Annotated in this window: 7 protein-coding genes; 3 read left to right on the top strand and 4 right to left on the bottom strand. The window is 53.7% G+C overall.

Annotated elements, in window-relative coordinates; translation table 11 throughout:
* Window positions 1-3 precede the first annotated feature (3 nt).
* From EYC98_RS04750 to EYC98_RS04735, 4 genes are all read right to left on the bottom strand, one after another.
* Window positions 4-828: a LytR/AlgR family response regulator transcription factor gene (locus EYC98_RS04750; RefSeq protein WP_279244157.1), complete on the bottom strand. Its 825-nt coding sequence runs from the start codon at window positions 826-828 to the stop codon at window positions 4-6.
* Entirely contained in the window at window positions 821-1,957 is a 1,137-nt protein-coding gene (locus EYC98_RS04745) for a sensor histidine kinase (protein ID WP_279244156.1), read from the bottom strand. Before EYC98_RS04745 ends, EYC98_RS04750 begins: the two co-directional genes overlap by 8 nt.
* Window positions 1,958-2,074: 117 nt before the next feature.
* A complete protein-coding gene (locus tag EYC98_RS04740) occupies window positions 2,075-4,750 on the bottom strand; it encodes a TonB-dependent receptor (protein WP_279244155.1) in 2,676 nt (891 codons plus the stop codon).
* 53 nt (window positions 4,751-4,803) lie between these two features.
* Window positions 4,804-9,156 carry a glycoside hydrolase family 16 protein gene (locus EYC98_RS04735; protein ID WP_279244154.1) on the bottom strand — a complete coding sequence of 1,451 codons (4,353 nt, stop codon included), beginning with the start codon at window positions 9,154-9,156 and terminating at the stop codon, window positions 4,804-4,806.
* 432 nt (window positions 9,157-9,588) lie between these two features.
* On the opposite strand from EYC98_RS04735, the gene EYC98_RS04730 reads away from it, so the two are divergent.
* From EYC98_RS04730 to EYC98_RS04720, 3 genes are all read left to right on the top strand, one after another.
* On the top strand, window positions 9,589-11,172 hold the full coding sequence (locus EYC98_RS04730; RefSeq protein ID WP_279244153.1) for a sugar porter family MFS transporter: 1,584 nt from the start codon (window positions 9,589-9,591) through the stop codon (window positions 11,170-11,172).
* A 15-nt stretch (window positions 11,173-11,187) separates the two neighbouring features.
* Window positions 11,188-12,510, top strand: coding sequence for a glycoside hydrolase family 2 TIM barrel-domain containing protein (locus EYC98_RS04725; RefSeq protein WP_279244152.1), 1,323 nt, complete (start codon window positions 11,188-11,190; stop codon window positions 12,508-12,510).
* 215 nt (window positions 12,511-12,725) lie between these two features.
* Window positions 12,726-13,634, top strand: a complete 909-nt coding sequence (locus EYC98_RS04720) for a glycoside hydrolase family 17 protein (protein ID WP_279244151.1) — start codon at window positions 12,726-12,728, stop codon at window positions 13,632-13,634.
* Window positions 13,635-13,641 lie beyond the last annotated feature (7 nt).

Raw genomic sequence — 13,641 nt, 5'->3', positions numbered from 1 at the left:
CGATCAATGCGCCTGCAGGTATTCCTTAATAGCTTCGCGAAAATTTCGACTGACCTTAAGCTCAGCACCGCAATCAAGCTCTACCAAATACTCTCCGCGCGGTTGCGAGGTGACCTGCCTGATGCGCTCCATGTTAACGATAGTAGAGCGGTGAATGCGTCTGAATTTCTGCTGGTCCAGACGAGCACTCAGGGTTTTCATGGTACTGCGCAATATATGGGTAACCCCGTCGATGTGCAGACACATGTAGTCGCCTGCGGCGTCTACCCAATCAATATCGTCAACATCAACCATGAGGATTTTCCCGGCATCGGGAATCGCTATTTTTCGATCCGCAGCGACGGCGGAACCACTCGACAATGAGCCAGGCTCTTCATCGAGCCGACGACCGCTGGCGCGTTGTGTAATATCGTCAATCGCACCGATGAGTTGCGCCTTATGGTCTTCGCCGGGCAGTTCTTTTTCAAACCTGGCGACGGCTCTCTGCAGGGCCAGATCGAGCCGCTCCTGATTCACCGGCTTAAGTACATAGTCAACCACATGCAGATCAAAGGCGTCGATCGCATAACGTTGATAGGCGGTACAAAAAATAACCAGAGGCACCAGATCGGACTGTAGTTTTTTGATCACATCAAAGCCGTTCAGGCCCGGCATTTGAATATCGAGAATCAGCAAGTCAGGGCGCAACTGGGCGGCAGCGACTACTGCCTCGCGGCCATTGCGACATTCGCCAACAACCTCAATATATTTGTTATTACGCAGCAGTGAGCCCAGCAATTTTAGCGCCAACGGCTCATCGTCGACTATGACAGTACGTAGCTTAGCCAACTTTGGCCTCCAGCATCTGTTGTGTATCAAAAGTCAGAGGTATCACCATACGCATGCACAAACCGGTGGGGTTAACATCAAGGGCCTCAAACGTGTAGTCACTCTCAAATAACGTTTCCAGCCTATTCAGCGTATTGCTCAAACCAATCCCACGCTCATCCCCGAGAGTTTTCGTATCCATACCGGGGCCCGTGTCCCACACCTTGAGCTCCAGGCGATTTGACTGCACGCTAGCGTCTATACCAATAATACCGCCATCCTCGCTATCGGCAATGGCGTACTTCATCGCATTTTCTATTAGCGGTTGCAGGATCATAGAGGGCACCAAAGCGAGACCCGCAGAGGGCTCGATATTGAATTCCAGCTGCAGTCGATCCTGGAATCTGGCGCGCTCAATATCCAGATAGAGCCGAATCATAAACAGCTCTTCATCCAGCGACACTACCGGACGCGTGTCGGCATCCAGAGCATGCCGCAAAAAACCGCTAAGCTGATCTATCATCGCTGCAGCCTGCTCGGATTCTCCAACGCGAACCAGTGAGTTCAGCGCATTAAGCGTGTTGAACAAAAAGTGGGGGTTAAGCTGGTAGCGCAGCATGCGTAATTGAGCATCACGGCTCTCTGCCTCAGCCTGCAGGCGTTTTACCTGTTCTTCACGACGGCTGGCCTTGGCCCGCAGCAACTTGTCGTGCTCCAACTGCAACAGTCCATAGTAGCGCACGCCTATATAGATCGCCGCCCAGCTGATAAACACAAACAGGGAACCAAAGTACCAGTCATTGAACTGCTGCCAGAGACCACGCTCACCAGAAATCCACATGAACAGTGTCATGCGTGAGGCAGTCCAGGCCCAGCTCAGAGCCAACAGCCCGCTAATTGCCAGCAACAACCGCGACAGCCCAGGTAAACCAAACGCCCAGCGGAACAAGGGTCGCAGCGGCCAAGTACACAATATGCCTAGTAATGCTTGCACGGCGATGTGCAGAACATGGCTCCAGGTGACATTGTCATCCCACACTGTGAGCGCAAAAAAGGTGACCAGCGAGTAGGCTGACCAACCAAAAAACTGCGCCAGCCAGAACTGTATCTCGGTGCTCTGATTGAGCTTGTATATAAGCGCCTTACTCAAGATTCTTACCATAGCTGGCAGTCTCGATAGGGTTTGGCGCTATGCTAGCACATCCAGACCCTGATCGAGGCAGCATGACGGGCTTCCGCGAAGTCCGTCACAAAGTGGTACTGAGCCTCAGAAGAAGTACTTCACTCGCGCGCCGTAAGTTCGCGGTCGGGTGTAAAAGCGGGTGTTGTCGAACTGGGTGATGATGACAGCTGCGTTCTTCACTTCTTCTGTGGAATTATTAGCAAAAGCCTCTATACGCAAGTTACCGTCACCGTGCGAGTAGCCCATACCAACATCAAACGTCCAGTAAGCGGGCACCCTGTCGTCGAGACGCTGGCGCGGATCTTCAGGCTGACCGTAGTCCTCACCATTGAAAATAGTCAGGTACTGTTCATCACGCCAGCCCGCTGAAACCACATAGTCTACCGTGCCCCAAGGCACTGCAAACCACTGCGACAGCTTCATATTGAGCTGATACTTAGGGGTATGCGGCAGGCGCTTGCCATCAATTGAGCGAAACACGGCATCGTCAGGCGCGACATCGGCCTGAAAGCGAAAATCCTGAATCGGTTCTGCCTCAATAATTTCTGCTTCCAGCCACAGTGCTGTGTAGTCAAAACTGAAGTTGTAAGGCAGGTCGAATCCGCCATCAAACTGCATACCGTAAATTTCGGAATCTGCGGCGTTATAGCTGAAAGATACTACCAGAGCGCCAGATTGATCAATGGCATCGGGGTCGGGTGGAACGCCCGAGTCGAAGTCCAGTGCTTGCTCAACCGACAGCAAAGAAGTGAATACCTGATCTGCGTAATCATAGTAAAAAGCTGACGCGTTAAAGCGGGTAGGTACTGAACCCAGGTCAAACTCGCTCTTCCAACCCAACTCATAAAGCGTCACCGTCTCGGTGTCATAAGTGGGCGAAATATCTATACCCACTTCGGGGTCAGAGAAGGTGTCGTTGAAGCCGCCGGACTTATGCCCGGTCGACACCAGACCGTAGGCCATTGACGACTCGCCTACATCGTAAGCCAGCCGGAGACGCCAATCCACAAAGTCTGCGTCCATTTCGCCATCTTGCACAGTGATCGAGGTACTAGGGTTAATAACATCCACAAAAGAGTGATTGCCATCGGCCGGACAAATGAGTCCGTCGGTTGTAATGGTATCGGTACACTGTGCCGGGGTCGCCGAGCCACCAGGCTGAATGCCATTGGCGAGAATGTCATCGAGGGTATCGCGTGCTCCATAAGACTTGATACCGTCATTATAGAACTCAAGGAATTCGTCTCCGCTTACGTCTCCGCTACCATCGAGATCCGGATCATAAATTTGACGATCAAAGCCGGCAAACTCAAAGCCCTCGGTACCCACACGTGCACCCATACAACAAGCGAACTCATTGCCGGTGGTGACATCAAAGCCACCCAGCGCAAACGCGTAGCGCCCGTTGACGCCCTGTCGACTCTTTTCATCATAGGTATAGCGCAGCCCAGCGGAAATTCGCATGCGCTCATTAATTTCGAAAGTCATATCGCCGTAGGCAGAAATCGACTCTCCAACAACATCCGGCTGGTTAAACTCAGCGCCCTGAAAAAATGTACCGCGGTCACCGGCTGAAGCGAGAAAGCTCTTCTGGTTTTCCTTGAAATAGAACAGACCTACTGTGTAGTACAAGCGCTCTTCAGTCGGGGAGATCAGTCTTAATTCATGAATAGTAGACTCGCTCTCAGTTAAAAACTGAAACCGCGACCAGTTGTCGTAAGCTTCATCCAATGGCCCCAGAGTTTCCGTAACACCCTGATAATCCGGTGTCAGCGGCGTGGACGCTTCAAAGTTGTAGTCCAGGCTTCTGAAACTGCCGGTGTATTCCAACTGGGCAAAACCAAGGTCATACTTGAACTCCAGTTTGGCGCCCCAGTGCTCAGTATCATTGCGCGGCTCCAGGCCTCGCGCGTGAACATCGCGGGGGTCCTTGATATCCTCTGGATCAATACCGTTACCCAGTGGGTTGGCGTAGTTGGTGCCGGTATAGCCACTGCCTTTCTCATCGAGGTAGTCAAACGCCAGTAACAGGCTGGCTTTGTCATTCGGCTCCCACAGGTACTGCAAACGTGCGGAAGAGTTCTCTGCTGCCTCGGCGATATCCTGACTAAGTGGCCCCACATCGTTGTAATAGGCGTCATGCTCCATGCCATAAGCCGCAATTCGGAACGCGGAATTATCGCCCACGGGCAGGTTCACCATACCAGTGACCATCTTGCTATTGTAGTTACCGCCCTCGACCTCAATCATAGCGTCGAACACGCCAATGCCTGGACGCCAGGGTACGATATTGACCGAACCGGCCGTGGCGTTACGGCCACGCAAGGTACCCTGCGGCCCCATGTTAACCTCGACCCGTGCAATGTCATAAAAAGCGGAACCAATGCCGGTAGGACGCGGGAGGTAGACACCGTCATAGTGCGTGGCTGCAGCCGGATCACCCAACTCAGTATTGTTGGAGGAACCAATACCGCGAATCCAAACCTCAAAGTTGCCCTGCTTGTTATTGATCTGCAGACCCGGAGTACTCTCACTCAGGTCGGCCAGGTTCTGAATACCCTGCAGCTTGAGGTCATCACCGGAGATGGCAAAAGCAGTACCCGCATAGTCCTGCAGGCTTTGCTCGCGCCGCTCCACGGTAACCACAATTTCTTCCAGCATACGGCCCTGCCGCTGCTCTGCAGGCTGCTCCTGCTCATCTTCCTGGGCGACAACTGCTACCGCAGCCAGACTCATTGCCAACACGATGCTTGATCTCATGGAACTGGCCTTCATTTTTGTTATGGTTTTCACACTCGCCCCTTTCGTTGTTCTCATGGTGCCAAGCCAAAGTTGATGTTGTCGTAATAGATACCCGAGTCATTATAGCCAGTCGCTGTATTCTCAAAGCCGAACTGCAGGATCTGGCCGTCTAATTCATCAGCATCAATCATCAGCAGCACCTCGTAGCTCACCCACTCGCTGTTGCTGACCATCGAAAGTTCTACAACCTCAAGATTGGTAGTGGAAAACCCATCTTCGGGGTCCAGCGTCTTGATAAATGCCTGAGCCGTGGTGGGAGCAGCTATGCCGCCGGTGAACGGCGCCTTGGCCTGAAAGCTCAAACGATAGAGCCCGCCAGTACCCGCGCTGATCGTGCGTTCCTGAAATGTGAGCGGGTTGATCAAACGACCCACTCCATGGTCGGCATTATTGTAGTCACTGAACAAGTTCAGGTACTGCAGTCCTTGTTCCACGTCACCCTCCATATTCGGTGCTATTGCAGCGATATGGCCAGTGCCGTTGGGGGTTTCAAACGCCGGACCATAAACATAAGCGACTGTAATACCATCGCTCTCAAACACCTGAACAAAGGTAAGCCAGCCATCACCAACCTCAGAGGCTCCGATGTCCGAAGCTTCAAAATCGGTCTCATAACTGAACGGGGTATTTACAGCAGGCTCAAACACAATATTGTCGTAATAAATACCCGAGTCATTATAGCCAGTGGCTGTATTCTCAAAACCGAACTGCAGTATCTGGCCCTCCAACGCCCCGGCGTCAACCAGCAGCAGAACCTCGTAGTTCACCCACTCGCTGTTGCTGACCATCGACAGATCTAAGGTCTGAATACTGGTAGTCGCAAACCCATTTTCCGGGTCCAGCGTCTTGATAAATGCCTGAGCCGTGGTGGGAGCAGCTATGCCGCCGGTGAACGGCGCCTTGGCCTGAAAGCTCAGACGATAAAGGGCACCATCGTCAGCGCCAATGGTGCGCTGCTGAAAGGTGAGCGGGTTGATCAAACGACCCACCCCATGGTCGGCATTATTGTAGTCACTGAACAAGTTCAGGTACTGCAGCCCTTGTTCCACGTCACCCTCCATATTCGGTGCTATTGCAGCGATATGGCCAGTGCCGTTGGGGGTTGCAAACGCCGGACCATAAACATAAGCGACTGTAATACCATCGCTCTCAAACACCTGAACAAAGGTAAGCCAGCCATCACTAACCTCAGAGGCTCCGATGTCCGACGATTCAAAATCAGCGCTATACCTGATGCCGCCCGAGTCACCGATAAATTCAATCGTATCCCACAGGGTCGTCAGCTCACCGCCAGTATTACCGTCCGTGCCAAAGTTGAAGAAGATACTCAGCTGATCATAGGTATAACCCGGATTCAGTGCTGGCGTACCGCTTACTGGATCACTGAAATCAAACACCAGAGTTTCCCAGGCATCGGAAGTTGTAGTAACGACTTCACTCTCCACCGAACGCATAGGATCACTGGCATCTTGCAGCCGCAGCCGCACTGGCATACCGGTAGTAGGCGAATAAATACGGAGGCTAATCTTGCTATTGATACTGCTCAACGGATAAATAATGGTACCCGAATCCAGCGTCGTACCCGAGTCAGCCGAAGCACCCAAAGGCTTAGTGGTGCTAGCAACGGTATTGCCAGCATCGAGCGGATCCATAGTCAACACAGTCATGGGGCCTGTTGGGGTGCCAAAATCGATAAAGTTATAGGTGATGCCGGGGTCATCAAAGTCCGTACAGGCATCACACCCAGTGGCGCCATCACCGCCGGTACCGCCCGAAGTCCTCAGCGCAATATCGTCGACATAGAAGGTCCAGTTATCGGGATCACCTTCAGCGTCACCGACCACGCCGTTATCAAAGATAAAGGTCAGAGCCAGTTCACCGGCTACAGTCAGACCCGTGAAGTCAAACGTCAGCTGCTCCCAGCCGGCGCCAGTATGGGAAACAGTCAGCTCTTGATTAGCGCCTTCCAACTTGAACAAGACATCGACCGGTCGCGGCGACCACACACTCACAGTAATCTGCTCAGAGGCGGCGAAATCAATCGGGGTATCCAGTAGCAGGGTAGAGCCGGCATATACTTCCCCTTCAAACTTGAAAAACCGTGCCACCTTAGCGCTGGTATTAATGCCACCGGGTTCCGGGTTGTCGATCACCTCGGTCGCGCTACCGCCAAAATCACTGAAGGTATAAAAAGCGCCCTCAGTTTCAAAATCGACCGGCAGGCCGACCGGAACTGTAGGCCCGGCTGAGGTGGGTTCAAAGCGCATATTATCCCATTGCAGCACTGCATCGTTGCCAGCAAAGGTTGGCATCAGGACAACAGCAGTCACTTCCGCTAGCGGCAATCCCTGGGTGACCAGAGTCCGTACCGGAATACTAAAAGTCTCCCATTCGTTTAACACCAGTTGACCCAAAGACTGCTCGCCAGTACCCGCGAATTCGGGGCCGTCGACCTTGTAAACCAGCGCAAGGTCATTGGGGTTTCTGATGAAGCGAGCGTCAAATACCAACTCACCATCGGAAAAGCCGGACAAGTCCAACGAACCGTCTTCCGGGCCGCCAATAAAGACCAAGCCACTAGCGCCGGAATCATCGAATGTGGTTTCGACAACAATGTCGTGACCCGCTTCTCCGGTATCCACAAGTTCCCAGGTCACATGATTGCCAGTGTCACCTTCGTAGTAAGTTATATCAGCCGGAGAATCATAAGCGCCAATACCACGTTCCCAGGCCGGGTCAACGCTGTCGATAAACACATCAAAGGTCGCGGTGGCAAAAGAGGTTATGCCGCATGCATCCGGGGCACCGCACTTAAGCTGTATATTGTTGATCTGTATATGGGCCGCGCTGGTCGGTTCGAAAGTCACCAGGCTCACTATCTGGCTGATATCGACTGGGTCACCGCCATCGACCCCTTGGTTGCTTTCCAAGATATCGGTGATGGGTACCGATCTCGACCCCCACTGATCCTGGGGCAGTTCGCTGATCGGAATCTCGACAAAGCTGGTGTTAGGAAAACCGCTGTCCATTTTTACCCGCAGCATTCCGTTAGCGTCTGTGTCAGCACCACTGATCACCTTAATATCAAAGCTGATCTCGCCACCAAAGAACCCGGATGAATCGGATGCACCAACACCGAAGACGTTAAAGGTGTCACCTTCAGAATCCTTGATGGAGACATTACCGCCACCAGTAGTGCGCAAATCCAGCGCCATTCCGCCGTCTGGTGTGGCTACTTCGGTGAGCACCAGCGCGCCACCATCCGTGAACACGTCGAGGCCCAAAAAGCGGTCTGCACCTGTATCGGCAAAAAGAGTTTCTATCTGGTCTAAATAGAGGATGTAACCTGCGGTGAATACATCATCCTCTTCGATTTCGGCGATGATATAGGGATTCACCGGATCGATGGAATTTTGACAGCCCAAGCCGGTATTCTGGGGATCGATGGGGCATTGATACAGGCGCACATAGTCCACCAGCATCTGCGCTGGAAATACCGAGGAGATAGGATCATCCTCGGGCAGATTACCGCCCACCGCCAGATTCATAATGATGTGCTGATTCTGGTCGAAGGGCGCAGCCTCACCGCCAGCGGCAAAGCCATCCCTCTCATTCTGGAAGTAGTAGTTCCAGTAGCTGTCTGCACGCACGGTAAAATAATGCACGCCATCAATGTACCAGCGCACCTGCTCTACATCCCACTCGACCGCGTACTGGTGAAACCCGTCGGTCGGGTCAATATCCCGATAATCCTTCGCCACAAACTGATTCTGCGGAAAGCCCATACCATAATGCAGCGCACCCTGTGCAAACGGGTCGTTGCCACCGAATGACTCCAGAATATCAATTTCGCCCTTGGCAGCCCAGCCGCCGTAGGGTCCAGGTTCCGTGCCCAGCAGCCAGAAAGCCGCCCACAATCCTACGCCCGGTGGCACTTTGATGCTGGCTTCGATGCGCCCAAAGGTGAAATCTACTTTGCCCTGTGAGCGCAGACGACCCGAGGTGTAATTATACGCGGCGTCGGGAGAGTCCCCCTCGCGTGCTTCGATGACCAGATTGCCATCGGCTACAGTGATATTGCTGGCCGTGTAATACTGTTCCTCATTATTGCCCCAGCCAGGAAGACCCACATCGGCATCTGAGCCATCGCCGGTCTCTATTTCCCAATTGGCCTCATCGACGCCACTGCCATCAAACTCATCACTCCAAACCAGCTCATAGTCTGCGCTTGTCGGTTCTGGTGCAGGTATCAGCGGGCCTTCGATGGCGGAATTGTTGTTGCCTTCACTACAGCCGGCAATCGCCAGAATGGCTGCCAGGCCTGCAGCTCTTAGTGCTACAAAATTCAATGGGTTAATAGACAACGTTCTTCTCCCTTGGAGTCCTGCCTGCGGACGTGCTTTAACCACTGTTTTTACCACTACAGTGTCGGACGTCGGCTATGGGCAGCTTGATTGCGGTTTTGTTAAATTTTTTGTATGCCTGTCATATACAACCAGTGCCACGGCAGCACCAGTTTTAAACGATAAATGGGACTAGGTTTCCGACAAAGCGGTTTTCCGTCATTAGACTCGAAACCTCTGCTCAAAGTTTCGCGACCGCCCCTTTACCGCATTGCCAGTCCACTTGATCGCTTACGGGTTGTTGGCACTTCCTATCCAACAAATACTAGCGGTAAGCCTAGGTGGGCCGACAGGTCAGAGTACACTCCGCCAACCTGTACTACAATAATGCAGCGCCGTCATTCCTCATCTAAACAGCAACCTCCCTCGTCCCGGTATGGTAACTACATCCAAATGACAAAGTCTGCTTCCTATACCGCCAGAACTGCCCTGATTGTCGCTCTCGGTGGCTTTCTCATGGGCTTTGATGCATCCGTCATCTCCGGAGTCGTCTCGTTTGTAGAAGTCGAGTTTCAGTTGACCAAGATTCAGCTCGGCTGGGCGGTGGCATCTTTGTCATTGGCGGCTACCTTCGCCATGCTGGTAGCCGGGCCCATTAGCGATCGACTGGGGCGCAAGCCCGTGCTTCAGGCCGCGGCACTGTTGTTCGCTGTATCGGCTGTATGGTCCGCCCTGGCAGGCTCCTTTGTAGAACTGGTGCTGGCACGCATGCTGGGCGGGTTTGGCGTGGGGGCAGCACTGATTATAGCACCCATGTTCATTGCAGAAATGGCCCCGGCACAGCAACGCGGGCGCCTGGTGTCATTCAACCAGCTGAATATTGTGCTGGGGATTTCCGCTGCCTTCATGAGCAATTACCTGATATTACAGCTGAGCCAGTCGCCGGCACCCTGGGCCATAGAGCTGGGCTTACAGCAATGGCCCTGGCGCTGGATGCTGATGGTCGAGGCCGTACCGGCAGTCCTGTATTTCGTGGGCCTGCGACTGGTGCCCGAGAGCCCGCGCTGGCTCATTATGCGCGGAGATTTAGAGCCCGCCCTAGCGGTGCTCACAAAGACCAATGGCGCAGATGCAGCGCCCACCGAAATGGCGGCTATCCAGGCCAACATAGCCACGGAACAGCAGGAGGCCGCCAACCAATTGCCCTTCAGCAGTATCTTCAGTCAGCCGATGCGTCTGGTGCTTGCCATCGGCCTTAGTGTCGCTGTGTTACAACAAATCACTGGCATTAACTCGGTGTTCTTCTATGCTCCAATGATTTTCGAACAGTCGGGAATCGGCACCGATGCGGCGTTTATGCAGGCGGTCGTCGTCGGTCTGACCAATCTTGCCTTCACTGTCGTGGCTCTGATGTGCATTGATCGGATCGGACGCAAACCGTTGCTGATAATTGGCGTCTCTGGCATCACCTGCAGCATGTTGTTACTGGCCTGGGTCTTCGGTTCCGCCACGTACGTGCTGTCGGCGGAATCTATAAGTGCTCTGGGTTCAAGCCTGAACACCACTGCCCTGGAGAGCCTGCGTGAAGTGGTTTTCGACAATGACATTGCGTTCAAGCAGGCACTGGCCAGCCAATTAAGTCCTGAATTGTTACGGCAACATGAATCGCAGCTGATCAGCGCCGCTATTCAGATGAATCCTATGCTGGTACTTGGCGGCATCATCGGCTTTGTCGCCAGTTTCGCTATTTCACTGGGTCCGGTTATGTGGGTGCTGTTTTCTGAACTGTTCCCCAACCGCCTGCGTGCCGCAGCGATTTCATTCGTCGGCTTCATCAATTCTGCCGTCAGCTTTCTGGTGCAACTTTTGTTTCCCTGGCAGCTGGCCAATCTGGGCACCAGTACAACGTTTTTGATTTACGGGATGTTTGCATTTGCAGGCCTGCTAATCATACTGCGGCTGCTACCGGAAACCCGCGGTAAGTCGCTCGAACAAATAGAACAGGATCTGGTACCCGGCCTCGCGGCCGCGAAGTAATACAGGAGAAATTTTATGAAATGGCTTATTTTGGCACCTCTTATCATCGCCGGCAGCTTTCTGGCGGGCGCTACCAGCGCCACAGAAAACACGGCTCCAGCGAACGCCGCTGAAGGCCCCAGCAAAGTAGAGATTATCGAGCGCGACGGCAAGTTTCAGCTGCTGCGCAATGGCCAGCCCTACGCTATTAAGGGCGCCGGCATCGATCATGCCGATCTGGAATTGTTCGCTGCCTCCGGGGGCAATTCATTTCGCACCTGGGCGGTAGATGACGGCGCACTGCCGGCCAAAGAACTGCTGGATCGCGCCCATGCATTAGGCCTGACCGTATCTCTGTGTCTGGAGTTCGCGCCTGAGCGGGTTGGCTTTGACTACAATGATCCGGTCGCTGTGGCCAAGCAGAAGGAAGAAACTCGCGCCCGCGTGCTGGCCAACAAGGACCACCCCGCGCTGCTGACCTGGTTCATCGGCAACGAGCTTAATTTCGACTATACCAACTCCAAGGTCTATGACGCGGTCAATGATGTGGCTGAAATGATCAAGGAGCTGGACCCCAACCATCCAGTGACAACGACCATTGCGGGGTTTGACAAACGCGCGGTGAAAGACATTCAGGAACGCGCGCCGGCTCTCGATTTTGTCAGTTTTCAGCTCTACGCAGATCTTGCCAACTTACCCAAGTACCTTAAGAAAGCTCGCTTCAAGAAGCCCTATTTCGTGACCGAATGGGGGGCCGTTGGGCACTGGGAAGTCCATAAAACCAAGTGGGGCGCCCCCGTGGAGCAAACCAGTTCGGAAAAAGCTGCGCACTATGCCGATAGTTACCTGAAGGTGCTGGAGCCCTTTGGCGACCAGGCGATTGGCAACTACGTGTTCCTATGGGGCCAGAAGCAAGAACGCACCTCAACCTGGTACGGTATGTTTACCGAAGACGGCGCCCGCACCGAGGCAGTAGATGTGATGCATTTTATCTGGACCGGACGCTGGCCCGCCAACCGGGCGCCGCGCATCAGCCGGATCCAGTTGAACGGCAAAAACCCCTACGAGGGCATCTATCTATGGCGTGGCAAGAGCTACGATGCCGAGGTTGTGATCGTTGACTACGATAAAGACACCATTGAATACCGCTGGGAAGTACGCCGTGAAAGTCGCGCCAAGGAAATTGGCGGTGATACTGAGGCCATTCCAGAACTGGTTCAGGGCGTCGTTGGCACGTCCAGCACACCCAAGATCAAGGTCACAGCTCCCGATGAAAAAGGCGCTTATCGCCTCTTCGTCTATGCCTACGACGGTCAGGGTAATGCGGCGCACTCCAACACGCCGTTCTACGTAAAGTAGCAAAGGGAGTCCGGCAAAGACCATTTGGTCGCAGCAACTCAACCGTTTGTCTCAGCGTTATTGTGTTACCGACCGCATTCCTTAAGGTCTGCAACGCTAACTGACTGCATATAAAAAGCACCGCCCTACAACACCAGTAGCAATGCAACGCAAAGTGCCAAAGAGCACAAGCACAATGTCTGCCGTAGCGGCAGGACCACTTAAGGGGAAATACTATGTCGCGACCACGGCAGGACTATCGGCAGCACCCTCGTATGGCGCTAGCCGGTATCGCCATTGACCAGCTGTCGGAACAGCAGCTGATCACACAGCTCCAGGCACGCCTGGCAGCTGGCATCCACGGTATTTGCTTTAGCCCCTACCTGGAAGGCCAGGGCCCTGGCACCGTGATCACTGCTGATCAGATCAGCAGCCGCCTCAGCATCATCGCCGATCATGTGCAGTGGATCCGCACTTTTTCCTGCACTGAGGGCAATCAGCTGATCCCGGGGCTGGCCCGCCAACAGGGCATGAAAACGCTGGTAGGCGCCTGGCTGGACGGCGATCTGGACAACAACGAACTCGAAATCGCCAACGCGATTGCCGTTGGCCTGGCAGGAGATGCCGATATCATCGCTATTGGCAATGAAGTGCTGCTGCGCGATGAGCTGTCGGAGACACAGCTGATCGACTATATGGAACGGGTTAAGGCCGCCGTCCCGGGTGTTCCCGTCGGCTATGTGGACGCCTACTACAAATTCGTCGATTACCCGAATGTCACAGCTGCCTGCGACGTCGTGCTGGCCAACTGTTATCCATTTTGGGAAGCCTGTGCCGCGGAGTATTCGCTACTGTATATGAAAGACATGTACCGACGCGCAATGAAAGTCGCAGCGGGCAAGAAGGTCATCATCACCGAAACTGGCTGGCCTAACATAGGCACCGCCTTTGGCGGCTCGATACCCTCAACATCCAACGCCCTGCGTTACTTCCTCAACACCTACCAATGGGCGGAAGAAGACGATATCGATATTTTTTACTTCGCGGCATTTGATGAGGCCTGGAAGGTCGCCGATGAAGGTGATGTTGGTGCCTACTGGGGTCTCTGGGACAAAGACGGCATACCCAAATACTCTGTCGCCTAAAACGTAT

It is taken from the genome of Candidatus Litorirhabdus singularis (assembly GCF_026262625.1).
Classification (GTDB): Bacteria; Pseudomonadota; Gammaproteobacteria; order Pseudomonadales; family Halieaceae; genus Litorirhabdus; species Litorirhabdus singularis.
This window is presented reverse-complemented; position numbering and strand designations above follow the sequence as displayed.